This is a genomic window from Ruegeria sp. AK11, assembly GCF_056541095.1.
Genome location: NZ_JBQFXU010000004.1, coordinates 194,155 through 219,553, shown reverse-complemented (window position 1 = coordinate 219,553; position 25,399 = coordinate 194,155). Strand labels below are relative to the sequence as shown.

The following is a 25,399-nucleotide window of genomic DNA, read 5'->3' as shown; positions in this document are numbered from 1 at the left end:
CCGACCGCGCCACCCTGAAAATTACCATCAACAGGCAACTTCAGGAGTGGAGGCGCTTACGATTTGACCACCACGTTTGGCGAAACGACGTCGATGCCAAGGGCCTTGCCAACGGCATAGTAGGTCAGTTTACCAGCATGAACGTTCAGACCTTCCATCAGGTGCGGATCGTCCTGACATGCCTGTTTCCATCCTTTGTCGGCCAACGACAACATGAACGGCATTGTGGCATTGCCCAGTGCGATGGTCGAAGTGCGCGCGACAGCACCCGGCATGTTGGCAACGCAGTAATGCATAATGCCATCGACATCGTAGATCGGATCGGCATGGGTGGTGGCTTTTGACGTTTCAAAGCACCCGCCTTGGTCGATGGCGACATCCACCAGTACTGCGCCGGGTTTCATCGTCGACAGTTGAGCGCGCGACACCAGTTTCGGTGCGGCTGCGCCGGGGATCAGAACAGCACCGATGACCATATCGGCGTCCTGGATCAGTTCAGCGGTCGCGCCTGCTGTCGAATACTGGTTCTTGAAAGTTCCGCCAAAGACATCGTCCAGATAGCGAAGGCGCGGCAGCGACTGATCCAGAACGGTGACATCAGCCCCCATTCCGGCGGCAATCTTGGCCGCGTGTGTCCCGACGACACCGCCGCCAATCACAACAACTTTGGCCGGGCCGACGCCGGGAACGCCACCCATCAGAACCCCACGGCCGCCATTGGCCTTCTGCAGGGTCCAGGATCCGACCTGAGGGGCCAGACGACCGGCGACCTCGGACATAGGTGCCAGCAGCGGCAGGCCGCCGTTGGCATCCGTTACGGTTTCGTAGGCAATTGCGGTACAACCCGATTCCAGCAGGTCATGCGTCTGATCCGGATCCGGAGCCAGGTGCAGATAGGTGAACAGCAGCTGGTCTTCACGCAGCATCTTGCGTTCCACGGCCTGCGGTTCCTTGACCTTGACGATCATGTCGGCGGTGGCAAACACCTCTTCCGCGGTGTCGATAATTTGCGCGCCTGCGGCGACATAGGCGTCATTGTCGAAGCCTGCGCCGATGCCCGCGCCGGACTCGATCAGGACTTGGTGTCCGCGAGCGACCGCTTCCTGAGCAGCATTGGGCGTCATCCCGACGCGGAATTCCTGAGGTTTGATTTCCTTGGGGCAACCGATTTTCATTGGGCTCTCCGTTCATAAGCTGCTTAAATTATGTGCATTTCGTGGCGCAATTTCTGTGAAAGAAAACGTGTCGGTAGACTTTTCTTTGGAAGAATTTCCCGTACTATTCAAAAAACTCGCAAAGGAATTGCAGGAATGAGCCTGGACACGACTGATCGAAAGATTCTGGCCGCACTTCAGAAGAATGGCAGGATGTCGAATTCGGAACTGTCTGAACAGGTCAACCTGTCTCCATCTGCGTGCCACCGCCGCGTTCAACGATTGGAGGTTGACGGCTATATCCGCAACTATGTGGCTCTGCTGGATGCGCGGAAAATGAACGTGCCTACCACCGTCTTTGTCGAGATCACGCTACAAGGCCAGGCCGAAGAGGTTCTGGATGTGTTCGAAAAGGCGGTGGCCCGAATACCAGATGTGCTGGAGTGCCATCTGATGGCCGGAACCGCAGACTACATTCTGAAGGTCGTGGCGGAAAACACAGAAGATTTCGCGCGTATCCACCGGCAATACTTGTCGCGCTTGCCTGGGGTGGCGCAGATGCAAAGTTCATTTGCGCTGCGTACCGTGTTCAAGACCACGGCCTTGCCGGTCTGACCGTCATAACGGGCCGGGATAGGTGAACAGCAGCAGGTGGGTCAGATTGAACCCGAAATGCATCGCAACAGGCACCCAAAGCCGACCGGTTGCAAAATATCCCAACCCGCACCCCAGCCCGAGAAGGGATGCGAATACCACAAGCGCGGGTCCTCCGCCGATATGCGCCAATCCAAAGAGCAGGCTGGCAGCGACCAGACCGCCTGTTGCCCCAAGGCGCAAGGTAATGGCCGACTGCAAGTAGCCGCGAAAGAACGCCTCTTCCGTAAGACAAGTCAGAAACAGGTTGGACAGGCAAAATACCAGCCACCAATAAGGGGCTGAGAGGTCCATGCGCACGGCGCCCAGCGATAGACCCAGCAGAAACAGGCCGGGCAGAATCAGAAAACCCGCTAGCAAAGGTTTTATTCTGGTCTTGATTGGGCTGTTCAGCATTCCGGGCCAAGCCAGAAGAACGGCAAAGAAGACCATGGGTTTGTCCAGATTCAGGTGCAGTGTGAAACTTGTGCTCGAGGCACTTGCCTGCACCTGATCCAGCAGTTTCAAATTGTTGAATCCTGGCAACAGATGTGCCCCCAATGCCAGGCACCACAGGATCAACAGCGTATGCCCCGCAATAGCCAGCAGACCTGTATGGCGTGGGAGGAAGAAGGCCACGATCAGACCAAGCGCCACCGCCACGATTGCTGTCGGTGACATCAGTCCGGTAACCGAGGCGACACTGACGAACAGAATCAGCAGGGCATACGCAAGTCCGGATCGTCGCCCCATCGCCGCGACTTGCGCTGTGATCAAGATCAGCCAGGGCCAGGTGACCGGCAATGTCGAAAAGAAAAACGTCACGGCGTTCTCGTCTGAATTGTGGACTCAGTCATGCTGCACAAAAACAAGGCAATGCAAGCAACTAGAAAGCGCGCGACTGATGCCTTGTGTCAATTCTTGTGCTTGTATCCTTTGGGCCAGACGTACACATTCGGGTAAAAGACCATATACCCGTCCAGACCCTGATTTCCGATTGAGACTGCTGCAACGGATCGGCTTCAATTTATCTGATGACATCAGGCGGTTACACAGGCCCGATATGGTTCGAACCCGATGACTGAGAAGGAGCTGATCTTGGCTTACGAAAACGATGGGGGCACCAAGAACTGGCTTGAGGCCGAGTTGGAAGACACGCTGGACGAAGATTTCGAGATCGAGTTCAGCGAGCCTATGCTGTCGATGGAAGTCCGCAAAATCTATCGGGACCAGCACCCCGAAATGCTGGATCGCAAGGTCTATTTCCGAAACCTGCTGCGATTGCAGGCCGAGTTGATCAAGGTGCAGGATTGGGTGCAGCACACTGGTGCCAAGGTTTGTATCCTGTTTGAAGGCCGTGACAGTGCGGGCAAGGGGGGCGTGATCAAACGGATCACGCAGCGTCTGAACCCCCGTGTCGCCCGTGTGGTTGCTCTGCCAGCGCCCAGTCGCCGCGAGCAGAGCCAATGGTACTTTCAACGCTACGTGCCGCATCTGCCTGCCGCGGGTGAAATCGTGTTGTTCGACCGCTCGTGGTACAACCGGGCAGGGGTTGAACGGGTGATGGGCTTTGCGTCCGAGGATCAGGTCGAACAGTTCTTTCAGGACGTTCCCGAATTTGAACGGATGCTGGTCCGGTCAGGGATCATTCTGCTGAAATACTGGTTTTCGATCACGGATGAAGAGCAGCAACTGCGGTTCCTCATGCGTATTCACGACCCGATGAAACAGTGGAAACTGTCACCGATGGATCTTGAATCCCGTATTCGCTGGGAGGCGTATACGAAGGCCAAGGAAGACATGTTGTTCCGAACCAACATACCCGAAGCGCCGTGGTATATCGTTGAGGGCAATGACAAGAAACGCGAACGTCTGAATTGTATTGAGCATCTGTTGACCAGAATCCCCTACGAAGACGTGCCACAGGAAAAGGTCAATTTGCCGGACCGTCGGTACAATCCTGAATACGAGCGGCGGGTTTTGCCAGACGAGCTTTACGTCCCAAAGATTTACTGAGTAACGCATGCGAGGCCGGCAGGGCCGACCTCGCACAATTTCAAGTGATCAGGCTGCATCCATCATGCAGTCATGGGTGAAGATATTGATCATGAAGACATCGCAGCCATCGTCTTCGGCTGTTTCGGTGTCGACAGGCTCAATCTCGGTCTCCGGGGTGGTATCTAGGGTCGGCATGATATCGACGTCGTCGACATCTGCCACATCAGTGCCGTCATTCATGTCGTCGGCCCAATCAAACTCGTCTAACTGCGCTTGCAGGTTTTCAAGGAAGCTGGCGATTTCATCCAGAAAGGCCTGAATGTCAAAGCAGAAGGCTTCCGGCTCACCGCCATCCACGACTTCGGTATCGGGTGTTTCAGGTTGCGGTTCCCCGGTTTCGGTTACGTCAGTATCGGGCGCTTCAGGTTCCGGTTCTTCAGCTTCGGTTACGTCAGTGTCCGGTGTTTCGGGTGTTGGTTCCTCGGTACCGGGGGTTTCAGGTTCCGGTTCTTCGGTCTCAGTGACGTCGGTATCAGGCGTTTCGGGGTCCGGTTCTTCCGTCTCTGTGACGTCGGTGTCCGGTGTCTCGGGTGTCGGCTCCTCGGTTTCGGGGGTCTCAGTCCCAGGCTCCTCGGTCTCGGTGACGTCAGTATCTGGGGTTTCGGTTTCCGGTTCCTCGGGCTCTGCAACTTCATCCGGTGTTGTCGGGGGAACGGGCGGCGCGTTTGTATTGCCGTTGTCCAGCATGACAGCCGCGTCGGTTGCGGCAAAGTTTTGCGTAACCATCACCGCATCGAAGCCCTGCATGTCACCGGCTTCGATCCCGATCCCGATATATTTGAAATCCGGGTTTAGGATATTGGCGCGGTGACCCGGACTGTTCATCAGGTTTTGATGCAACTGGGCGACATCGTCGCTGATACCCGGCGCGCCGCGTTCGGACTGCCATGCGATGTTTTCCCCGGTGCGCCAGCTTCCTTCAAGATCGAACCCCGCGTTTTGCATCCGCTGGGTTGCGCTGGAACCGCCTGAACCGGTGTGGCTGAAGGTGTCTGTATTCAGCATCCAGGTGCTGTGATCTTCGGACGAGTCGTTCAGCTGCGTTTCAAGTTGCAGCGGGTTGAGACCGCGGGACGTGCGCTCCTGGTTTATCAGCGCCAGCATCTCGCGTTCGTTTGTACTTGCAGTCGACATATTTGCCTCCGTTTGTGTTTGTGTCCTTGCGGACGGGCTCACTTAGAGGCGGGGACGTCGCGGGTGATAGAGGGCGGCGCAATTCAGGCGAGTTTTGGCGGCCCGATGCTACCGAGACGAGATTCGCTGCGCTGCAAAGCGCCGGGCAAAACACTGCCTGTACGGAAATGGCAGCTTGCCGCACAACCTGAACCACGAGTCGGCGGATTGTATCCGAGCCCTGAAACGACAAACCCCCGGGCCATGCCTCGGGGGTCGTCAAATAGTGTCATCCAAAGCTGGACGAAATCAAAGATCTCAGAGCAGACCTTCGCGCTGGGCTTTCTTGCGCGCCAGTTTACGGGCACGGCGAATCGCTTCAGCTTTCTCGCGCGCTTTCTTCTCGGACGGTTTCTCGAAATGTTGCTTGAGCTTCATTTCACGGAACACGCCTTCGCGCTGCAGCTTTTTCTTCAGGGCACGAAGCGCCTGATCGACGTTATTGTCGCGAACACTAACCTGCATGTGGTTGTCACCACCTTTCTAGATAGAGTTGCAAGGAAATTGCAGGAGTTGGCCGTATAGCAAAGCCGCCCTAACTTGTCTAGTACTGGACCTGACAACCGGAGAACCGTCATGACCACAACATATGAAGATGCAAAACGGCAGCTTTTGGACGCGATGCTGAATCATGTTCCTTTCGACGGCTGGTCGGAAACCAGCTTTCGCGCCTCGGTTTCCGATTGTGGTCTGGATGACGGTTTGGCACGTGCAATTTGCCCGCGCGGGGCGGTTGATCTGGCACTGGCCTTTCATGCGCGCGGCGATCAGGTGATGCTGGACCGCCTCAGGTCCGAGGACATGAGCGGTCTAAAATTCCGCGATAAGATTGCCGCTGCGGTCAGGTTCCGGTTGCAGGCTGTTGAAGACAAAGAGCTGGTGCGCCGGGGCATGACGCTGTTTTCCCTGCCAGCATATGCGGCCGATGGGGCCAAGGCGTTATGGCAGACCTGCGATCTGATCTGGGACACGCTGGGCGATACGTCAGAAGATGTGAACTGGTACACCAAACGGGCAACCTTGTCGGGGGTCTATTCCTCGACCTTGCTGTTCTGGCTGGGCGATGACAGCCCGAACCATCAGCGCACGTGGGAGTTTCTGGATCGCCGGATCGCAAATGTCATGGAGTTCGAAAAGCTCAAGGCTCAGGTGCGTGACAACCCGGTGTTGAAACCCTTTCTTGCAGTTCCGAACTGGCTGGCGGGTCAGGTGAGGGCACCGTCCAAGATGCGGGGTGATCTGCCAGGCATGTTGAACCCCAGAAAGTAACGCGTCTTGGTGCTGGGCCTTGCCTCTGATGCCTGTTAGGCATTGGGCAAAGGAGGTGCCTATGACCCAAATGATGCGTGCTGTTGAGATCACTCAACCGGGTGGTCCCGATGTTTTGCAGCTGACCGAACGCCATATCCCTAAGCCGGGGGCCGGACAGGTTGTATTGAAAGTGGCCTATGCCGGGGTGAACCGCCCCGACGCTTTGCAACGCGCGGGCGCTTACGATCCTCCGCCGGGTGCCAGCGACCTGCCGGGGCTTGAGGCTTCGGGCGAAGTGGTTTCAGTTGGTGCGGGGGTTGAAGGACTGTCTGTCGGCGATCGGGTCTGCGCACTGCTGCCGGGCGGAGGATATGCGGAATACGTTTCGACCCCAGCGGCCCATTGTTTGCCAGTGCCTGCAGGTATGGGAATGAAAGAGGCAGCGTGTCTGCCCGAGACATTCTTTACAGTCTGGTCCAACGTGTTCATGCGTGGCGGGTTGAAGGCAGGTGAACGCTTTTTGGTTCACGGTGGGTCCAGTGGGATTGGTACGACGGCAATCCAACTGGCCAATGCCTTTGGCGCGCGCGTTTTTGCCACGGCTGGGTCGGATGAGAAATGTGAGGCTTGCGTCAAGCTGGGCGCGGAAAAGGCGATCAACTATCGAAACGAGGATTTCGTAGCAGCCATGCGCGCCGAAGGTGGGGCAAACCTGATCCTTGATATGGTTGGCGGTGGTTACATTCCGCGCAACGTTAAAGCTCTGGCCGAGGATGGGCGGCTGGTGCAAATCGCGTTTCTGCAAGGGCCTGTGGTCGAGCTGAACTTTGCCCTGATGATGGTCAAGCGTCTGACCCTGACCGGCAGCACCCTGCGCCCGCAAAGCGATCTGGCCAAGGCGCAAATCGCGCAGGACCTGCGCGAAGCTGTCTGGCCTCTGTTGGATGCCGGAAAAGTTGCGCCCGTGATGGACAGCGAGTTTGATCTGACCGAGGCAGCCGCCGCCCATGCGCGCATGGAAAGCTCGGGCCATATTGGGAAGATTGTTCTGAAGATCGCGGGTTGAGTTTTGAATGCGCGGGCGTGTCCCGCGCGTTCACGCAACGGCGCGGCGATACAGATGCCACGTGGCATGACCCAGAACGGGCATCACCACGATAAGCCCCAACAGCAATGGCAAAGCCCCCAGGAATAAAAGCACTGCCACGATGAGTCCCCATGTCAGAATGACTCCGGGGTTGTGACGCAGCACCCTAAATGATGTCACAACAGCAACCGGCAGGCCCACTTTGCGGTCCAGCAGTAAGGGAAAACTGACCACGCTGATCGCCAGAGCGCAAAGGGCGAAAACAAACCCAACCGCAGTTCCGACAATGACCATCGTCCAGCCCGCAGAGGTCGTGAACACCTGTGTGGCAAATGCGCTGAGCGACGCAGGAACCTCGGGGCCCATCGTGTAGGTGTGAATGCTTTGCGCCACCATTAGCCAAAGCAGCAGCAGCATTACTAGGTAAAACCCCAAAACCAGAATTGCTCCGAACGACGGCGATCGAAGCACACCAAATGCGTCCAGCCAGTGAACCTCGCTGCCCTGTTCACGTTTACGGCTGATCTCATAGAGGCCCACGGCCGCAACAGGTCCGATCAGCGCGAAGCCAGCGACCAGAGGGGCCAGAAGCGGAACCAGATTGGCGTTCAGGGCAAAGCCGAACATCAAAAGCCCGGCGATCGGATAAACCAGGACAATGAATACGACATCCGCTCGGGTTTCGAGAAAATCCTGATACCCCGCCCTCAGGCAGGCCCGTAGGTCTTGCAGGGTCAAGGTCTGCACCATTGGTACTTGCGTTGGATCTGCACTGCCAAGTTGCGAGACGCTTTCGGTGACGTGGTCACTTGTGGCGCCCAGTGCCTGGGCTGCCCAGCTGATCGGATTTCCGATTGTCTTAGCCATTTCTTCACCCTTCCCTGGCGAGACTTGCGCCGCGGAACGGATCCGGCATTCAGTTGCCCGTGGCCGGTCCAACCGGCAACGCCATACCTCAGTATAACATAAATTTGCGAAATCTGGATCAATACTCCGGCATCGGACGGATTGCCCTGTGTCACAGTCATGTTAGCTTGATGGCAGGCAAGAGGAGATCAGGATGCAGCAAACAGCGAAAACGGTTGTGATTCATGAATTTGGTGGGCCTGAGGTTCTGCGGATCGAAGACAGGCCAGTGGGCGACCCCGGTCCGGGTGAGATACGTATTCGGCATCAGGCCTGCGGGTTGAACTTCATCGACGTATATCAACGCACCGGCCTGTATCCCCTTGATCTTCCACATGCTTTAGGCATGGAAGCGGCGGGTACCGTTGAAGCGGTTGGGGAAGGGGTAACGCATCTTCAGCCGGGGCAGCGGGCCGCTTACGCCGCAGCCCCGCCCGGTGCATATTGCGAGGCGCGTGTGATGCCCGCAGCGCAGGTTTGCCCGCTACCGGATGGCATCACATTCGAAGCCGGCGCAGCGATGATGCTGAAAGGTCTGACAGTTGAATACCTGTTTCACCGGACCACACCATTGAAGCGGGGCGATACGGTTCTGTTCCATGCGGCAGCTGGCGGGGTCGGGCTGATCGCATGTCAATGGGCTAAATCCGAAGGCATCACGTTGATCGGAACGGCGGGGAGTGACGAGAAATGCAGCCTTGCCCGGTTTAACGGGGCCGCGCATTGCATCAATTACCGGTCCGAGAATTTCGCAGAACGCGTGGCTGAGATTACAAAGGGTCAGGGTGTAGACGTGGTGATGGACTCGGTCGGGGCGGACACATTCGAAGGATCACTGGATTGCCTGAAACCGCTGGGCATGATGATTTCCTTCGGCAACGCCTCGGGCCCGGTTCCACCGTTCAACCTTGGAGTTCTGGGCCAGAAAGGTTCGCTCAAGATCACCCGGCCCACGTTGTTTACACATATCGCGGACCATGCGGTGTGTCAGGCAATGTCGCGTCGCCTGTTTGGCAAAGTCGAGGGGGGTGAGGTCAAAATCCATGTCGATCAGCGCTTTGCCTTGGATCAGGTTGCTGATGCGCATCGCGCGCTTGAGGCGCGGCAAACGACCGGCAGCACAATTCTGGACCTGTAACGCAGTACCGAAACGCCATTGCCCTTAGAATTGGGATACTTGATGCGCCGGATGGGAAGGACAAGAGGTCTTCAATGACATACGGCGGCGGAAAAACCGCCGCCGCTGTGCCTGAAAAAAATCAGGTTTTACTGCGATTGCAGCTCTGCCGGGGATTTTTCAGCAATCGTTTCCCAGTTTGCGCTCGCGCTTTCGATGAAACCCGGGATGTCGCCTTCCCAGCGCTCCTGAATGTCTTTGGACAGGTTCAGATACAGCTTGTTGTCAACGATCTTCCAGTGGTTCGGGTCGCCGTCGAATTTAAAGCCCATGGCCGCGCCGAAGGCACAATAGCCGCCATATGCGGGCAGATATGCATCAGGATTGGCTTCAAAGGCTACTTTGTTTTCTTCCGACGAAAACCGGTACAGTGCATCATCGTGCAATGCAGTAATGCGGTAATCGCCCTTGGTCGCTTCGCCAGCGGTGAAGTACGCCACCGGATCATAGCCCTGCATGGCCAGACCAGTCGAGCTTGCGTTGATTTCGACGCCAGCCGCCAGTGCGGAGGTTGCCAACGTGACAGACAGTGCCACGCCACTGATCAGAGATTTAAACTTGTTCATTGCTTCACCTTTCGTGAAATGAGCCCGTTCAGCACCGCAATAATTGCCGCCGTAAGGCCCAGATTGTTGTCCTGTGTGGCCCGTAATTGACCGTCACGATAGCGATTTGGGAAGCGGGCTGATCACGTTCAAAACAATGAATTGTGATTGTGCGCAGGTGATAGAGCCACTGTTCTTTTTTGCCGAGCCGCCTCAGGTATCCGGCGTTAGGTTCAGGACAAATGCGATGACTTTGTTTGCGGGCATTTCACAGGGTCGAAGCAACGCGCCGCTGCCCTGGGTCTGATACAGGTTCAGGCTGATATAGTCGGTTCCGCCTAGCTCGTGCGCAACCAGCTTGTGGGATTTACCACGCGCTATTTGTTGACGCACAACAACATAGCGTCGACCGCCGGAGGTTCCGGTGAAACTGCCCAACGGCAGTGCAAAAAGGGCAGACAGAAACGCGTCTGACGCAGTCACGGTTTTCCGATTCTGGGTTCCGTTCCGGCCTTGATCCGGGCAACGTTCGAGCTGTGCCGCCAGTAGACAAGAAGTGTCAGAATTATCCCAAGGATAAATGTAGTCCCGTTTGTCAGCAACAACACCCAGGTTGTGGAAAGCGCAGCAGCTGCCAGTGCACCAACTGAAGATATTCGCCAGATTGCCGCCGCGACCAGCCAAGTGAGGCAGCAGGCAACACCGACGCGCCAGTCCAGTGCCAGCCAAAGCCCCAGAAAGGTCGCCACGCCCTTGCCGCCCTTGAAGCTCAGCCAAACCGGAAAGCAATGGCCCAAAAACGCCAATAGTGCAGCCACTTGGGCCGCATCTTCACCCGCATAGGCACGTGCAATCAGAACGGCTACCGCGCCCTTGCCTGCGTCAAACAGCAGGGTCAGCGCCGCAGCAGTCTTGTTGCCGGTACGCAGAACGTTGGTTGCTCCGATATTGCCGGAACCGATCTCGCGCAGATTTCCCAACCCCATGAACTTGGCCAGCAACAGGCCGAAGGGAATAGAGCCCATCAGATATCCAACCACCGCCCATTGGAGCAGTTCGCTAGTTGAGTTGTCGATTGGGGGCATCAGGGTCTCCGGAACACTTCATTACCTGCTACATAGGTCGAAATGACCTTACCTTGCATCCGCTGGCCGTCAAATGGAGTGTTCTGAGATTTTGATTTTAGTGCAAACCGATCAAGCACAAAAGGCACATCCGGGTCGAACAGAACCAGATCCGCTGGCGCGCCTTTCGACAGGCGACCGCTGTCCAGGCCTAGCCGTTTGGCCGGGTTGAGGGCCATGGCCCGAAACAGTGTCGGCAGATCCAGCTGGCCCGCGTGATACAGGCGCAAGGCCGCGGGCAGAAGCGTTTCCAGCGCGACCGCACCCGAGGCCGCTTCTTCAAACGGCAGGCGTTTGCTTTCTTCGTCCTGAGGAGTGTGCATCGAGCTGATGATATCGATCAGCCCGGTGCGAACGGCTTCAATAACCGCTTGCCTGTCGTCTTCTGATCGCAGCGGCGGCTTGACCTTGAAGAAGGTGCGATAGTCGGCCACGTCAAGCTCGTTCAACGTCAAGTGGTGGATCGACGTCCCTGCGGTTATGTCCAGCCCATTGCGCTTGGCGCGCTCCAGCGCAGGCAGCGCCCGGGCAGTGGTGATTTGGTCGGCGTGATAGGCGGCGCCGGTCATCTCCAGCAGGGCAATGTCGCGGTCCAGCCCCATCCGCTCTGCCATCGGTGACACTGTGGGCAGGCCGCGCAATGCCGCGAACTTGCCACTGGTCGCTGCGGCCCCGGCGCTCAGCCCCGGCTCTTGCGGGTGGGCTATCACAAGCGCGCCACAGGATTTCGCATAGGTCAGGGCACGGGAAAACACCTTGGTATTAGTGATGACGTGATCGCAATCGGTGAAGGCGATTGCACCCGCGTCCATCAGAAACCCGATCTCGGTCATCTCACGCCCTTCGCGCCCTTTGGTCAGGGCAGCCATCGGCAGAACATTGACTGGCGCATCGGCCTGCGCCCGGCGTGTCGCGAATTCCAGCGTTTCCGGTGTGTCGACTGCTGGCAGAGTATCCGGTCGGGTGACAATCGTCGTGACACCGCCAGCTGCAGCAGCAAGTCCTGCTGACCGATAGCTTTCCTTATGACGTTCACCGGGTTCACAGACCTTGACGCCAATATCGATGATGCCAGGGGCGAGGCACTTGCCGTTGCAATCTACGATATGCCCTTCAGTACTCGGCGCGCTTCCTTCGCCTCGGGCGGTAATCCGGCCATTGTTTACCTGCAACCAGCCAGTTGACTCTGTTCCGGCTTCGGGGTCGATCAGGCGGGCGTTGGCGAAAAGAACGGAAGTCATGGAACAGCCCTTTCGATGGCGGCCTTCGTGGCGGCGGGATCGGCCTGATACTTGATCAGGTGTTTGTCGCCGCCCTTGGTAACGACTTGGACGAAACTGCCCATGGTTTTGACTGTTTCAATCTGAGTCAGTGCAACTTTTCGCTCGCCGGGGCCGGTCAACAAAGTGCCGGTCATCTCCCAGTTAGCAGCCAGTTCTTCCGACGCCAGATACCACGCGCGGATGCCAATTGCGGCGAGGCCGGCAGGTGCTCCAGTCCAGACGTAAGGATTGCCGGTCAACCACAAGACAGCCATTGCTCCGGCCATGGCAGCGGCCGCAAGCCATGCATTGGTGCGGATATACGCGCCCTTGTCCGGGGCAAAGACTACAGGATCAGCCATAGAATCCCTCCGGTGATCAAAAGTACTGCCAATGCCATAACGGCCGAGCCTATGCGGAGCGGTTTGTTGTCAACCGGCGCGGTTTGCGGGGCCGAGAAAGGCTTGGCGCTTTCGGTCTCGATCGTTCCGCCGGTCCAATTGGTCGCCTCTTCCGTGAAAAGACCAATCATGTGAAGCCGGGGATCGGGTTCAAGTGTCGTGGCCTGGTCTTTGAACGCTGCGCTGCGCAAGACCATGACCCATCCGCCGATCTGCGCCAGCGCCGCACGGTCCAACTGATCCTCGGACACGCCGCACCCTTCGTTCAGATAGCCGTAAAGCCCAAGTTCTTCGAGGTCGGATACCGGAAAGATGTCGATGTGCTCGGGGTCCAGCCCGTCGATGCCAAGCACCTGTTCGGCAGCCCCCGGTTCGCGCAGGAACTTCGCCTCTTCCGGGCGCATGTCCAGCGCGAACAGGCGCAGGACGCCGCGTTCATGAGGGGCGACGGTCAGATTGCTCATGCAACCTCGCGCAGGTTTCGGGCCAGAAGGTCCATGGCGGCCATGCGGACAGCGACCCCCATCTCCACCTGCTCCTGTATGACGGATCGATTGATGTCATCAGCCAGGGTTCCGTCGATCTCAACCCCCCGGTTCATCGGGCCGGGGTGCATGACGATGGCATCGGGCTTGGCCAGCGCCAGCTTTTCCACATTCAGGCCATAACGGTGGTAGTATTCGCGTTCTGACGGGATGAAGCCCCCATCCATTCGTTCTTTCTGAAGGCGCAGCATCATGACCACATCGACGTCTTTGAGGCCTTCGTTCATGTCGTCATATACCTCGGCCCCAAACTCGGCGAATTGCGACGGCACGAGTGTGGGCGGGCCGATCAGACGAATGCGGTTTTCCATCTTGCCCAGCAGGATCAAATTGGATCGAGCAACACGAGAGTGCGCGACATCGCCGCAAATGGCGATGTTCAGACGGTGCAGGCGACCTTTGGCGCGGCGGATCGTCAGCGCGTCCAGCAAAGCTTGTGTCGGATGTTCATGCCGCCCGTCGCCTGCGTTCAGAACAGCGCAGTTGACCTTTTGCGCCAGCAGGTCGACCGCGCCCGAATGCGGGTGACGCACCACCAAAAGGTCGGGATGCATCGCGTTCAGGGTCAGCGCAGTGTCGATCAGCGTCTCGCCCTTTTTGATCGAACTGGCCTGCATCGCCATGTTCATCACATCTGCACCCAGACGCTTGCCAGCCAGTTCGAAGCTTGCCTGCGTTCGGGTCGAGTTTTCAAAGAACATGTTGATCTGGGTGAGCCCCGACAACACATCCGAATGTTTGGTCGACTGGCGGTTCATGTCGACATAGGTTTCGGCCAGATCGAGAATTTCGGTGATATCGGATTGCGACAGATGCTCGATGCCAAGAAGGTGACGATGGGCGAAACGCATGGGCGGGCTCCTGTCTGACAATCGGGCCGCTTATAGAAAGCCCCGCGGGGCAAAGCAACCTAAGGATCAGAACCCTCTGGCAGTTTTTCACAGCCACCCTCTGGCAGGCATTGTTCACCCGGTTTGCACCATTTGCCGTATCCGCAGTCGATGGCTTTGATCGGCACGCAACCCTGATGGGTCGAGCATTTGAATCCCGGACGGCACTGCGAGCCTGTATCCTCGCACAGGAACCATCCCGGACGGGAACACCCCCCACCCGGCAGACAGGACGAGCCGCGCGCACAAGTTCGGCCATCCTCGCATATCGTAGGAGGGGCTGTACCCGGATCTGGTGTGATCCGTTCACATTCGCCGCGCCCATTGCAAAAACTGTCACCGGGGCAATCCAGACGCGATGTGCATTTGTTCGCGCCTGCGGGTGCACAACGCGCTCCTCCCGCTACGCAGCGTTCAAACGGGCCGCAACTGCGCCCGCCACCGCAATAGGTGCCGCCCAGCGGTATGCAGTGCCCATCAAAGCTGCATCTTTGACCACCGGAACAACAGGTGGTGCCGCATTTGAACTGGCCCGCACGGCACTGGCCCTGTGCGTTGTGGAACGTCGCCAATGCCGGATTGCCGGTAAGCACCAGTCCAAGCCCGATCAGGAGGATTCGCAAGGTTCTGAGCATCGTTCTCTGATGGTCGGCGCGACAGAGCGACCGATCAAGCCCAATTCGCTTTCCATCAGCCCTCAGGCGGGTAAATTATCCATATGGAATCGGGCTTGGACTATTATTCTGCGCGGGCCCTGCTGGAATGGCAGGTCGAACTGGGCGTGACCGAGGCAATCGGGGACGCTCCGGTTGATCGATATTCGGTGCCGGACACTTCACCAAAACCCAAGAAGGCAGAGGTTGCGGCAGCCATCCCGTCAAAGCCCGGACAGACCGACCCGGTAACGGTTGCGCAAGCAGCGGCCAAGGGGGCGGGGTCACTGGATCAGCTGCGCGATGCGATGGAAGCTTTTGATCACTGCGAGCTGAAGCGCGGGGCGCGGCAGTTGGTTTTTGCTGATGGAACGCCCGGTGCGCGGGTGATGATCATCGGTGAGGCGCCGGGCCGCGACGAAGACCGCGAGGGCAAGCCCTTTGTCGGGCGCGCGGGCCAGTTGCTGGATCGCATGTTGGCCGCGATTGATCTGGATCGCAGGCAGAACGTCTATATCACAAACGTGCTGCCATGGCGGCCCCCACAGAACCGTGACCCAAAGCCCGAAGAAATCGGGATGATGAAGCCCTTCCTGGAACGTCACGTGGCGTTGGCCCGGCCCGAGGTTCTGGTGGTGATGGGCAATATCAGCTGTCAGGCCGTTCTGGGCAAGCGCGGGATTACCCGATTGCGCGGCCAATGGGATCAGGCGATGGACCTGCCTGTGATCCCAATGTTTCATCCAGCTTATTTGCTGCGCCAGCCGCAAATGAAGCGACAGGCCTGGGCTGATCTGCTGGAGTTACAAGCCCGGCTGCGAGGTGAGTCATGAAGATCTTGGCGTTTTCCGATCTTCATATGGCGCGCAACCGCGCTGCTGATCTGGTGGCGGCCAGCGCTGATGCCGACCTGGTTATCGGCGCAGGGGATTATTGCAATATGCGGCAGGGTCTGGACGAGGCGATGCAAATGCTTTCGGGCGTTTCAGCGCCGCTGGTCCTGATACCCGGGAATGCAGAAAGCGCAGAGGATCTGGGCAAAGCTGTGCCCGAGGGTGTGCATGTTCTGCATGGAACGGGAATGACGGTGGATGGATTGCGCCTGTTCGGGCTTGGCTACGGTGTTCCACCCACACCGTTTGGTGATTGGTCCTGTGATCTGACCGAGGGTGAGGCCGCCGAACTGCTGGCGCGCTGCAGCGGAGCAGATATCTTGATTTCGCACTCACCGCCCAAGGGCCATGGGGATGTGACCTCGCAAGGCATGGCTGTGGGCTCGATCGCTGTTCGGGACGCGATCGAGCGGATACAGCCCCGTTTCACGTTTTGCGGCCATATTCACGACAGCTGGGGATATCGCGGCTCGATCGGCCGCACCCGGATCGCCAACCTTGGTCCCAAGGTAAACTGGTTCGAGGTCGCCGTATGATTGAGTTGGTAACGCTGCTTGCCTTCATTCCCGCCGCGCTGGCGCTGAACCTGACACCGGGCGCGGATATGATGTTCTGTTTCGGTCAGGGCCTGCGATCAGGTCCGCGCGCCGCAATTGCCGCAAGTGCCGGGATATCCGCGGGTGGAATGATACAGGTCCTTCTGGCTGGGCTGGGCCTCGGCGCGGCGGTTGCGGCCTTGCCATGGCTGTTCGATGTCATTCGCTGGGTTGGTGTTGCATACCTGTTGTATCTTGCCTGGGGTGCTGTTCGAAATGGCGCAGTGTCGGCCGAGACCCCCGTCAAACCGGCCCGGTTGTCCTTTCGGGATGGGATGCTTGTCAATCTGACGAACCCCAAGGTTATTCTGTTCGTTCTGGCCTTTATCCCGCAATTTGTGGACCCGTCGCAGGGGTCGGTCCTGATGCAGTTTTTGATCTTCGGCACAATCATCGGCATCGGTGGGTTCGTCGTGAACGGGCTGGTTGGTGTTTTCGCCGGAAGCGCGGGGCGCCATCTGGTCTCGAATCCGCGCGCCTCACGTATTCTGGGCTGGATTACAGGGGGCATTTTTGCGGCCCTTGCGGTCCGGCTTGCCATTCTGGAAAGGGCCTGACACCACATGTCGCGCATTGACGAAACCATGGAGTTCATCCCGGTTAAGATCGCCGTACTGACTGTTTCGGATACCAGATCGATGGAAGAGGACCGCTCGGGTCAGACATTGGTGGACCGGATTGAAAAGGCTGGCCATGTCGTCGCGGATCGGAGAATAATTCGGGACGAGCGCAAACAGATCGCAGAGCAGTTACGCGCGTGGGTGGCGGACGAACAGATCGACGTCGTGATTTCGACCGGCGGCACGGGTCTGACTGGGCGCGATGTCACCGTCGAGGCGCACCGCGATGTCTATGAAAAAGAGATCGAAGCCTTTGGCACTGTCTTCACGATCATCTCGATGGAGAAGATCGGAACTTCGGCGGTGCAGTCGCGGGCGACGGGGGGCGTTGCGGGGGGGACATACCTGTTCGCCTTGCCCGGCAGCCCGGGGGCCTGCAAGGACGCGTGGGACGGTATTTTGGAAAAACAGTTCGATTATCGCCATCGCCCGTGCAATTTTGTGGAAATAATGCCCAGATTGGACGAACATCTGCGACGGAAGTAGACTGGTCATACGTTCCATTCCGTATAACCGCCTTGTGGCTTGGCATATTTCCTGATCCAGCTACATGTTGTGGACGGCAGCGTGGTGCAACCGGGGTAACTGATTGATGCGATTTCTGCGGCATAGTCTTGTCGGTATTTTTCTGGCGTTTCTGGCGCTGGCTTTGTTGTTCGTTGCTGCACAGATGATCGTTGGGGCCGTTCAGGAGGCTTTGACGCACGATAACGCGACACCTCCCGCTCGAGAAAGGATCTTTGCTGTTTCGGTTCGGCCTGCCGAGGCGGAAACCGTCACCCCATATCTTGAAGCTTTCGGAGAGGTTCAAAGCCGCCGCAGGCTGGAGTTGCGCGCGGCGCTTGGTGGTCGCGTTGTCGCGCTGGCGGAAGACTTTGAAGATGGTGGAATTGTTGAGGCTGGCGAAGTGCTGGTTGAACTGGACCCGGCAGATGCGCAATCCGCACTGGATCGGGCCAAGTCCGACCTCTTGGACGCTCAGTTTGAAGAGCGCGATGCAGAACGCTCGTTGCTGCTGGCGCAGGACGAGCTGAAATCGGCTGAGGCTCAGGCGGAACTGCGGGAAAGGGCGTTGCAACGTCAACGCGATCTGGAATCTCGGGGCGTGGGGGCCGCCGCTAGCGTGGAAGAGGCCGAACTGGCTGCCGCAGCGGCGCAACAGGCCGTACTGGCGCGGCGTATTGCGCTGGCACAGGCTGAATCCCGTGTGGATCAGGCATCAACCCTGTTGGCCCGCGCCATGATAGCACTGGAAGCTGCGGAACGTGATCTGGGCGACATGACAATCCGGGCAGGCTTTGGCGGTACTTTAACGGATGTGACGCTTGTGGAAGGGCGGCTGGTATCGGCAAATGAAAAGCTGGCGGAACTGGTTGATCCCAACGACCTTGAGGTGGCATTTCGGGTGTCAACTGCGCAATATGTGCGGCTTCTGGATGGCGGTGATCGTCTGATCAACGCGCCGGTCACCATATCGCTCGAAGTGACAGGGACCGATCTGACCGCAATTGGCCAGATTAGTCGCGACAGCGGGTCTGCCGGTGAAGGCCAGACCGGGCGGTTGATCTATGCCCGCCTGCAAGAGGCATCGGGGTTTAAACCCGGGGATTTCGTTACGGTTTCAGTTCAGGAACAACCGCTTGCCGGAGTTTACCGGTTGCCGTCCTCGGCCCTTGATGCATCCGGAACAGTTCTGGTGCTTGGCCCTGATGACCGTTTGGAAAGCCTGCCGGTTCAACTCATCCGCCGCCAGGGGGACGAGGTTCTGCTGCGGGGCGACGGTTTGGAAGGGCGAGAGGTCGTCGTCGGGCGAACCCCCCTGCTTGGGTCGGGCGTGCGGGTGCGGCCCCTGCGGTTTGAGGCGGGTGCAGACCCCGGAATGGTCGAGCTGACGGACGAGAAGCGCGCCGAACTTGTGGCGCAAGTCGAGGCGAACAGTGCGATGCCTCCGAAGGAAAAGACGCAGGTTCTAACCCGGCTGCGCGAAGCTCGTGTGCCGACGTCTTTGGTGCGCAGTATTGAAACCAGGGCTGGGGGATAAACGCCATGATGCGCGAGATACCTGGCGCGGCGGGCGGCATTCTCAGTTACTTCACGCGGCATCGGACAGTTGCCAACCTGCTGTTGCTTGTCATGCTGGTTCTTGGCGCGGCGGCAATCCCGAACATGCGGGCGCAGTTCTTTCCGGACGTCATTCTGGAACGCGTCGATGTATCCGTGACCTGGGAAGGCGCCGGGCCCGAGGACATGGACGCCGGAATCGTGCAGTTGCTGGAACCTGCGCTGCTGGCCGTCGAAGGGGTGATCAGCACCGAGGCTTCCTCGCATCATGAATGGACCCGGATCAGGCTGGAATTCGAACCCAACTGGGATGTGTCCCGCGCTGTCGAGGATGTTAGGACCGCCGTAGACGCTGTCACAGATCTGCCGGAAGACGCTGAGGAGCCCAAGATTCAACGCGGGGCGTGGCGTGATCGGGTGACGGATGTAGTGATCACGGGGCCGACCGATACTGCTCAACTGGCGAAGCTGACGGATGAGCTTATCAATCGTTTATTCGCATCTGGTGTGACCCGCACGACAATCCGAGGTATTGCCGCACCGCGCCTTGTTGTCGAAGTCACCACAGCGCAATTGATTGCCAATGATATCTCAATGGCGGAAATCGCGGCGGCGATCGGGGCTGAAGTCACCACGGATCCTGCGGGTGATGTGGAAGGCGCCGGGGCTCGTATCCGGGCAGGGACTGAGAAACGCACGCCCGAACAGATCGAAGGCATCGCGCTGCGGGTGAACGAAGATGGGTCGAAGCTGAAGGTTGGTGACATAGCAACACTTCGGATCGAAGACGTCACCCGGCACCGCAGCTATTATGTGGGCGACAATCCCGCCATGTCCATCAGAGTGGACCGGTCGAACCTCGGAGATGCGATAGGTATTCAGCACACGGTCGAGGACGTAGCCCGCGAGATGCAGGCCAGCCTGCCTGAAGGTGTGAGAATTGATCTGATCCGTACCCGTGCGCAAGCGATTACCGACCGGCTGAACATCCTCGTGGATAACGGGCTGATGGGGCTGGGGCTGGTTGTCATCCTGTTGTTCCTGTTTCTGAATGCGCGCATTGCGTTTTGGGTCGCGGCGGGTATCCCGGTGGCGATGTCGGCGGCGATCGCGCTAATGTATCTGGGCGGTCTGTCGCTGAACATGGTTTCCCTGTTCGGTCTGATCATCACCTTGGGGATCGTCGTAGATGACGCCATTGTCGTGGGCGAGCACGCCGATTATCGCGCACGCCGATTGGGCGAGACACCTGTGGAAGCCGCTGAGCGTGCCGCCCGGCGAATGGCAATGCCGGTTCTGGCCGCCACGGTAACGACGGTGATTGCGTTTTTCGGCCTGACGTTGGTTGGAGGGCGTTTCGGAGAACTGATCCGCGATATCCCTTTCACGGTAATCGCCGTTCTGGTTGCATCGCTGGTGGAATGCTTCCTGATCCTGCCCAACCACATGGCGCACGCAATTGCGCATTCGGCCAAGGAACACTGGTACGACCTGCCGAACCGTGTCGTCAATCGTGGCTTTCGTTGGGTTCGGGATCACTTGTTCCGCCCGCTGATCGCCTGGGTGATCTGGGCGCGTTATGTGGTCGCCGCACTGATGATCGCCATCCTGGCCAGTCAGGTCGCATTGTTCATTCGTGGCGACGTGAACTGGCGGTTCTTCAACGCACCTGAACGCAGCTCAGTCAGCGGCGGGTTTATCATGCGCGAGGGGTCGACCCGGTCAGATACGCTTGAAATGATGCGCATTCTACAGGACGCAACCAACGAACTGGGCCGGATCTACGAAGAGCGTCATGGCCGAAATCCAATTGACTATGTCCTGGCCGAAGTTGGTGGCAATGCCGGGCGTGCGCTTGCTGCGGCTGATGGCAAGGACGGCAGTGTGCTGGGTGGTATTTCGATTGAATTGATCGACGCCGATCTGCGCCCCTATTCGAGTTTTGAGTTTGTGGGCGAGCTACAGGATTTCGTACCGCGCCACCCCAAGGTCGAAGTGATCAGCTTCCGTGGTTGGCGATCTGGCCCCGGTGGCGACGCCATCGACGTGCAGTTCTATGGCTCGGACGTAAATGTCCTGAAAGCCGCATCTGAAGATTTGCAAACCGCGCTGTCGAAGTTTCCTGAAGTCTCGGCGCTTGAGGACACTTTGGCATATGACAAGGAAGAGTTTCTTCTTGATCTGACGGCACAAGGTCAGGCGCTGGGCTTTCGGATCGAAACGCTGGGGCGGGCTTTGCGCAACCGTTTGAACGGGATTGAGGCCGCAACCTTCCCCGACGGGCCGCGCAGTGCCGAGATCCGTGTCGAACTGCCCGAAGGTGAACTGACAGCAGATTTTCTGGAACGAACTCTGATGCGTTCTCCTGACGGAGTCTATGTACCTTTGGCTGATATCGTTTCGGTCGAACGCAAGTCCGGGTTTTCGACGGTTCGGCGTGAAAACGGCCTGAGGGTGGTTTCAGTAACAGGTGACATCTCGGAAGACGATCCGGCACGGGCCGCCGAAATTGAACGCGTGATGCAGGACGAGATCCTGCCCAATATCGCAGCCGAAAGGCAGGTTGAGTGGCGCATGTCGGGTCTGAGCGAACAGGAAAACGAATTCCTGTCCGAGGCCCGCAATGGTCTGATCCTGTGCCTGACCGGTATTTATCTTGTACTGGCCTGGGTGTTTGCCAGCTGGACACGGCCCCTTGTGGTTATGGCGATTATTCCCTTTGGCCTGGTCGGGGCGATTTGGGGCCATTACATCTGGGAGGTGCCGCTTAGCATGTTCACGGTGGTCGGGTTGCTGGGCATGACAGGCATCATCATCAACGACTCGATCGTTTTGGTGACCACGATTGACGCATACCAGCAGGATCGCGGATTGATTCCGTCTATTCTGGATGGCACGGCGGACAGGTTGCGACCTGTCATGCTGACCACGCTGACCACGGTTCTTGGCCTTGCGCCCTTACTATATGAAGGCTCTCAACAGGCGCAGTTCCTGAAACCGACAGTAATCACACTGGTCTACGGGCTTGGTTTCGGAATGTTGCTGGTGTTGGTACTTGTGCCTGCCTTGCTGGGAGTTCTCAATGACGTGGCACGTCCGATGACAGCCATGCGCCGCGCGGCGCGGGCCCCTGACAAGGTTGTTCGTGGCGCGTTGGCCGGAACCGGCGCGATGCTTGGGGTCTGGTTTGCCTTGACGATGATCTGGCCTGCCATCAACGGTGCACCGCTTGCCATATTACAAGGTCTTTATCCCGGTGATGATGGCATTGCCGCATTGAAAATGGGGCTGGGCGCGTTTGTTGCCGGAGCTGTGCCGATTGTGATTCTGAGCATTGCTGCCTCAGGCATGCTTTATGGTCGCCTCACGAAATCGGCAGATGCTTAAACCGCACGCAAGGCATATTCCATAAGCTCAATGACCCGCGCGCTCATGGGCAGGTTGCCCTGGCGTATCTGATCGACGGGAAACCACCGGGCATCCAATGCGTCGTCACCGGCCTTTGGCGTGCCCGAGCGATACTGGCAGGCGACCCCGACCAGCAGGTAATGGGACACGATCAGCCCATCTGGGGTTCGGCGCACAAGGTCCAGATTTTTCAGATAATGTGACGACTGCGCGATCACCGAGGTTTCTTCCAGCAATTCGCGTTGTGCCGCTTCCAATACGGTTTCACCCCATTCGACATGGCCACCGGGAAACCCCCACAGCCCGGCGTCGGGCTGCTTGCTGCGCTGAACCAGAAGAACCTGATCCTGATGCAGAACAACGGCCAGGGCACCGATTTTTGGTGATTGGGTCATGAATTCAGCCTGCGCTGCAGCCCTGAATATCAACTGCGTGATTGGCGCCCAGAACTGTAATCCGGATTTCAGACCGATCCAGTGCAAAGGGTGTGCCCGATGCATTGATAATCTCGGCCTCGGCCACCAACGTATCACCTTGCCGTTGCGCAACCGGCTGCGACGCCCAGAGGGAGGGATTGCCGGGTTCGATCACAGCCACTTCATGACCACCTGCCGATGGCATGGTCACTCGTGCTTCGATACGCATACCATCTTTAGTCGGCGTCAGACGACAGGTGGCACTGGACACGCGAGCTTCTTGCGCGGAATAAGGGCGTTGCGCCAGTGCGGCGGCAATCGCGGGATGGCGCCCGGCATTGGCGTCGAGTGTGTGGTCAAAGCCCAGACGTTCCGGAATACAAACGTCTTTGCAAACGCCCAGATCCATTTCGCCCTGCAATCGGACCGGCTTGGCAGGGTTGCGCGGCGTAATCTCAATCGGAAGGACCAGTTGGTTCTTGTAACCGATCGACTGCAACCCGTTCTGATCGAAGACATCGGGGGCAGGCCATGTGATTTCAACACGCCCGACATTGCTTGAGCGTTTCCAGTTGATTTCCGGCGGGATGCCAGCATCTCCAGGCGCGCGCCAGTAGGTTTTCCAACCATCCTCAAGCGTCAGCTTCAAGGCGGTAAGATAAGTGCCGTTTGCAGTCCGTCCGCCATCCAGAACATCCAGCTGAACCACGCCGTCCAGACCCTGAGCGGCAACCGGGGCGGATAGATGCAGGCAAACGAGTGCGGCGACAGCAGTGTGTTTCATCGACATCTTCATCCCTCTTAAATGCGCGGCGTTGACCCGGATTCCAAGTCACGTTCTGTTCACTGGGATGAAATCCGCTAAAATACCTGTTGTTCTCTTGCCAATAGACATGCTGCGGGGCCATTGTTGAGGTGTTCTGAGAAAGAGATGGCGGCCCATGGACCTGACCGGAAAACTGTTGATTGCGATGCCCGGTATGGGAGATCCGCGATTCGACCATTCGGTGGTGTATGTGTGCAGTCATGGTGACGACGGTGCCATGGGTTTGATTGTGAACAAGCCCTCGGACCTGCGGATCAAGACTTTGCTGGGTCAACTGAACATCGCCTGCCGTGTTCCGATTGTCGGCGAACGCCTTGTGCATTTCGGTGGGCCGGTCGAGATGTCACGCGGCTTTGTCCTTCACAGCGCCGATTACGAGGCCAACCTGCATTCAATGCAGATTTCCGAGGATTTCAGCATGACGGCGACACTTGATGTGCTCGAGGATTTGGCGTCAGGCACTGGGCCGCTGAACTCGATGCTGGCGCTGGGTTATTCCGGCTGGGGGCCCGGTCAGCTTGAGGATGAAATTGCCATGAACGGCTGGCTAACCACCGAAGCAACGTCGAAACTTGTTTTCGATGTGCCCGATGATGCGAAATGGGAGGCAGCGTTGGCTTCTTTGGGCGTGGACCCGCTGACCCTTTCTGCCAGCGCGGGGCGAGCGTGATCAGCTGTCACGGGGTGCCGCCGCGCGCCGCAGCCGGTCATTGATTGCCGCCCCCAAACCCGTGTCAGGGATCGGAGAAACGGCAATCGGTCGCCCGGTTTCGTTCAGCTGATGCAGAAACGCAAACAGATTTGCCGCCGCTTCGGTCAAGTTGCCAGTGGCGGACAAGTTCAGGTCGCACTCTACCTGCCCAAATCCCAGAAACACCTCGTCACCCTGACGGGTTTTGGCATTCAAACGGACCGGAGCGTCCGGCGCATAGTGTGATTGCAACTGGCCGGGGGCGGTCAGAAGATCACCGGATTGATGCAAATGCAGTCGCGTTTTCAGCGTCTCTTCGACCTGCTCCAGCGCGATGCCACCTGGACGCAAAAGTGCAGGTTCCCCAGCCAGGCCGATGATGGTGGACTCAAGCCCGACATCGCACGGCCCGTCATCCAGAACAGCCGCAATCTTGCCGCCAAGACCCGACCAGACATGATTTGCCGTGGTCGGACTGATCTGACCCGACGGGTTTGCCGAAGGCGCTGCAACCGGGCCATCAAATTCGGCCAGCAGCGCGCGCGCTGTCGGATGTGCCGGAACGCGCACGGCCAACGTATCCAAACCTGCCGTCACCAGCGATGAAATCCCGTGCCCTTCGCGCAAGGGCAAAACCAAGGTAAGCGGACCGGGCCAAAAGGCCTGCGCCAGATGCTCGGCCTGATCTGACCATTGCACATACCGTTGCGCCGCGGCGACCGAAGCGACATGTGCGATCAGCGGATTGAAGCTGGGCCGCCCCTTGGCCTCGTAGATCGATGCCACCGCCTGCCCGTTGCGGGCATCGCCGCCCAGGCCATAGACCGTCTCGGTCGGGAAAGCGACCAGAAGGCCCTGTCGCAACATATCTGCAGCCCGCGCGATACCGCCGGGATCCGCCGTCAATTCCTGAGTGCCGGTTGAGATCATAACTGGTGACGCCGCGTTTTGGTTGCTTGAAACATAAGGGACAGTAGGTAATTGATCCAAGCTCATACGCTTACCGGCGCTTGCCCACAATTCCAAGCC

The 25,399-nt window shown here is 58.2% G+C and carries 28 protein-coding genes; 12 read left to right on the top strand and 16 right to left on the bottom strand.

All coding sequences use genetic code 11. The features are described 5' to 3' along the window. Positions 1–56: 56 nt before the first annotated feature. Entirely contained in the window at positions 57–1,175 is a 1,119-nt protein-coding gene (ald, locus tag ACR0D9_RS12815; protein WP_480539036.1) for an alanine dehydrogenase, read from the bottom strand. A 135-nt stretch (positions 1,176–1,310) separates the two neighbouring features. Here ald and ACR0D9_RS12810 point away from each other — a divergent pair, with 135 nt between their 5' ends. Beyond that, the gene (locus tag ACR0D9_RS12810) at positions 1,311–1,769 is read left to right on the top strand and encodes an Lrp/AsnC family transcriptional regulator (protein ID WP_209506641.1); all 459 of its coding nucleotides are present in this window, start codon (positions 1,311–1,313) and stop codon (positions 1,767–1,769) included. 3 nt (positions 1,770–1,772) lie between these two features. On the opposite strand, the gene ACR0D9_RS12805 is transcribed toward ACR0D9_RS12810, so the two are convergent. Next, positions 1,773–2,612 (bottom strand): CPBP family intramembrane glutamic endopeptidase, encoded by an 840-nt coding sequence (locus ACR0D9_RS12805; RefSeq protein ID WP_480486571.1) that lies wholly within the window; start codon positions 2,610–2,612, stop codon positions 1,773–1,775. A gap of 273 nt (positions 2,613–2,885) precedes the next feature. On the opposite strand from ACR0D9_RS12805, the gene ppk2 reads away from it, so the two are divergent. Then, entirely contained in the window at positions 2,886–3,803 is a 918-nt protein-coding gene (ppk2, locus tag ACR0D9_RS12800; RefSeq protein WP_209506639.1) for a polyphosphate kinase 2, read from the top strand. A 48-nt stretch (positions 3,804–3,851) separates the two neighbouring features. On the opposite strand, the gene ACR0D9_RS12795 is transcribed toward ppk2, so the two are convergent. Together ACR0D9_RS12795 and rpsU are read right to left on the bottom strand one after the other, a co-directional pair. Next, positions 3,852–4,979: a CAP domain-containing protein gene (locus tag ACR0D9_RS12795; RefSeq protein WP_480483031.1), complete on the bottom strand. Its 1,128-nt coding sequence runs from the start codon at positions 4,977–4,979 to the stop codon at positions 3,852–3,854. 297 nt (positions 4,980–5,276) lie between these two features. Then, a complete protein-coding gene (rpsU, locus tag ACR0D9_RS12790; protein ID WP_005614280.1) occupies positions 5,277–5,483 on the bottom strand; it encodes a 30S ribosomal protein S21 in 207 nt (68 codons plus the stop codon). Positions 5,484–5,594: 111 nt separating this feature from the next. Between rpsU and ACR0D9_RS12785 the strand changes: the two genes are divergently transcribed. Together ACR0D9_RS12785 and ACR0D9_RS12780 are read left to right on the top strand one after the other, a co-directional pair. Next, entirely contained in the window at positions 5,595–6,287 is a 693-nt protein-coding gene (locus ACR0D9_RS12785; protein ID WP_480483033.1) for a COQ9 family protein, read from the top strand. A gap of 61 nt (positions 6,288–6,348) precedes the next feature. Continuing rightward, the gene (locus tag ACR0D9_RS12780; RefSeq protein ID WP_480539034.1) at positions 6,349–7,335 is read left to right on the top strand and encodes an NAD(P)H-quinone oxidoreductase; all 987 of its coding nucleotides are present in this window, start codon (positions 6,349–6,351) and stop codon (positions 7,333–7,335) included. 30 nt (positions 7,336–7,365) lie between these two features. On the opposite strand, the gene ACR0D9_RS12775 is transcribed toward ACR0D9_RS12780, so the two are convergent. Further along, complete coding sequence (locus tag ACR0D9_RS12775) at positions 7,366–8,223, bottom strand: DUF2189 domain-containing protein (RefSeq protein WP_480539032.1); 858 nt, start codon at positions 8,221–8,223, stop codon at positions 7,366–7,368. A gap of 193 nt (positions 8,224–8,416) precedes the next feature. On the opposite strand from ACR0D9_RS12775, the gene ACR0D9_RS12770 reads away from it, so the two are divergent. Next, positions 8,417–9,400 carry a quinone oxidoreductase family protein gene (locus tag ACR0D9_RS12770; protein WP_209506634.1) on the top strand — a complete coding sequence of 328 codons (984 nt, stop codon included), beginning with the start codon at positions 8,417–8,419 and terminating at the stop codon, positions 9,398–9,400. Positions 9,401–9,528: 128 nt separating this feature from the next. On the opposite strand, the gene ACR0D9_RS12765 is transcribed toward ACR0D9_RS12770, so the two are convergent. The 8 genes from ACR0D9_RS12765 to ACR0D9_RS12730 form a co-directional block, all read right to left on the bottom strand. Then, positions 9,529–10,005, bottom strand: a complete 477-nt coding sequence (locus tag ACR0D9_RS12765) for a YHS domain-containing (seleno)protein (RefSeq protein ID WP_480486578.1) — start codon at positions 10,003–10,005, stop codon at positions 9,529–9,531. A gap of 192 nt (positions 10,006–10,197) precedes the next feature. Next, the gene (locus tag ACR0D9_RS12760) at positions 10,198–10,467 is read right to left on the bottom strand and encodes a hypothetical protein (RefSeq protein ID WP_480539030.1); all 270 of its coding nucleotides are present in this window, start codon (positions 10,465–10,467) and stop codon (positions 10,198–10,200) included. Beyond that, on the bottom strand, positions 10,464–11,069 hold the full coding sequence (gene plsY, locus ACR0D9_RS12755) for a glycerol-3-phosphate 1-O-acyltransferase PlsY (RefSeq protein ID WP_480539029.1): 606 nt from the start codon (positions 11,067–11,069) through the stop codon (positions 10,464–10,466). The genes ACR0D9_RS12760 and plsY overlap by 4 nt, the downstream gene beginning before the upstream one ends. Beyond that, complete coding sequence (gene pyrC / locus ACR0D9_RS12750; protein ID WP_480486581.1) at positions 11,069–12,349, bottom strand: dihydroorotase; 1,281 nt, start codon at positions 12,347–12,349, stop codon at positions 11,069–11,071. Before pyrC ends, plsY begins: the two co-directional genes overlap by 1 nt. After that, positions 12,346–12,732: a hypothetical protein gene (locus ACR0D9_RS12745; protein WP_480539027.1), complete on the bottom strand. Its 387-nt coding sequence runs from the start codon at positions 12,730–12,732 to the stop codon at positions 12,346–12,348. The genes pyrC and ACR0D9_RS12745 overlap by 4 nt, the downstream gene beginning before the upstream one ends. Further along, complete coding sequence (locus tag ACR0D9_RS12740) at positions 12,717–13,235, bottom strand: hypothetical protein (RefSeq protein WP_480539025.1); 519 nt, start codon at positions 13,233–13,235, stop codon at positions 12,717–12,719. Before ACR0D9_RS12740 ends, ACR0D9_RS12745 begins: the two co-directional genes overlap by 16 nt. Further along, positions 13,232–14,167, bottom strand: coding sequence for an aspartate carbamoyltransferase catalytic subunit (locus ACR0D9_RS12735; RefSeq protein WP_209598687.1), 936 nt, complete (start codon positions 14,165–14,167; stop codon positions 13,232–13,234). The genes ACR0D9_RS12740 and ACR0D9_RS12735 overlap by 4 nt, the downstream gene beginning before the upstream one ends. Positions 14,168–14,226: 59 nt before the next feature. Beyond that, the gene (locus ACR0D9_RS12730; RefSeq protein WP_480486586.1) at positions 14,227–14,841 is read right to left on the bottom strand and encodes a scavenger receptor class F, member 2; all 615 of its coding nucleotides are present in this window, start codon (positions 14,839–14,841) and stop codon (positions 14,227–14,229) included. 83 nt (positions 14,842–14,924) lie between these two features. Here ACR0D9_RS12730 and ACR0D9_RS12725 point away from each other — a divergent pair, with 83 nt between their 5' ends. From ACR0D9_RS12725 to ACR0D9_RS12700, 6 genes are all read left to right on the top strand, one after another. Then, positions 14,925–15,692, top strand: coding sequence for a uracil-DNA glycosylase (locus ACR0D9_RS12725; protein WP_480539023.1), 768 nt, complete (start codon positions 14,925–14,927; stop codon positions 15,690–15,692). Further along, positions 15,689–16,288: a metallophosphoesterase family protein gene (locus tag ACR0D9_RS12720; protein WP_480483057.1), complete on the top strand. Its 600-nt coding sequence runs from the start codon at positions 15,689–15,691 to the stop codon at positions 16,286–16,288. The genes ACR0D9_RS12725 and ACR0D9_RS12720 overlap by 4 nt, the downstream gene beginning before the upstream one ends. Then, positions 16,285–16,905, top strand: a complete 621-nt coding sequence (locus tag ACR0D9_RS12715) for a LysE family translocator (protein WP_480483059.1) — start codon at positions 16,285–16,287, stop codon at positions 16,903–16,905. Before ACR0D9_RS12720 ends, ACR0D9_RS12715 begins: the two co-directional genes overlap by 4 nt. Before the next feature lie 6 nt (positions 16,906–16,911). Further along, the gene (moaB, locus tag ACR0D9_RS12710) at positions 16,912–17,454 is read left to right on the top strand and encodes a molybdenum cofactor biosynthesis protein B (protein WP_480539021.1); all 543 of its coding nucleotides are present in this window, start codon (positions 16,912–16,914) and stop codon (positions 17,452–17,454) included. A 106-nt stretch (positions 17,455–17,560) separates the two neighbouring features. Continuing rightward, a complete protein-coding gene (locus ACR0D9_RS12705; RefSeq protein WP_480539074.1) occupies positions 17,561–19,009 on the top strand; it encodes an efflux RND transporter periplasmic adaptor subunit in 1,449 nt (482 codons plus the stop codon). Positions 19,010–19,014: 5 nt separating this feature from the next. Further along, the gene (locus ACR0D9_RS12700; RefSeq protein WP_480539019.1) at positions 19,015–22,416 is read left to right on the top strand and encodes an efflux RND transporter permease subunit; all 3,402 of its coding nucleotides are present in this window, start codon (positions 19,015–19,017) and stop codon (positions 22,414–22,416) included. Here the strand turns inward: ACR0D9_RS12700 and ACR0D9_RS12695 are convergent. Both ACR0D9_RS12695 and ACR0D9_RS12690 read right to left on the bottom strand, forming a co-directional pair. Further along, positions 22,413–22,832 carry an NUDIX hydrolase gene (locus tag ACR0D9_RS12695; protein ID WP_480486596.1) on the bottom strand — a complete coding sequence of 140 codons (420 nt, stop codon included), beginning with the start codon at positions 22,830–22,832 and terminating at the stop codon, positions 22,413–22,415. The genes ACR0D9_RS12700 and ACR0D9_RS12695 overlap by 4 nt on opposite strands. Before the next feature lie 4 nt (positions 22,833–22,836). Further along, positions 22,837–23,637, bottom strand: a complete 801-nt coding sequence (locus tag ACR0D9_RS12690; protein WP_480483067.1) for a protein-disulfide reductase DsbD domain-containing protein — start codon at positions 23,635–23,637, stop codon at positions 22,837–22,839. 157 nt (positions 23,638–23,794) lie between these two features. Between ACR0D9_RS12690 and ACR0D9_RS12685 the strand changes: the two genes are divergently transcribed. Then, complete coding sequence (locus ACR0D9_RS12685; protein WP_480483069.1) at positions 23,795–24,349, top strand: YqgE/AlgH family protein; 555 nt, start codon at positions 23,795–23,797, stop codon at positions 24,347–24,349. Here the strand turns inward: ACR0D9_RS12685 and ACR0D9_RS12680 are convergent, their stop codons facing one another. Continuing rightward, the gene (locus tag ACR0D9_RS12680; RefSeq protein WP_480483071.1) at positions 24,350–25,300 is read right to left on the bottom strand and encodes an L-threonylcarbamoyladenylate synthase; all 951 of its coding nucleotides are present in this window, start codon (positions 25,298–25,300) and stop codon (positions 24,350–24,352) included. Positions 25,301–25,399: the final 99 nt, after the last annotated feature.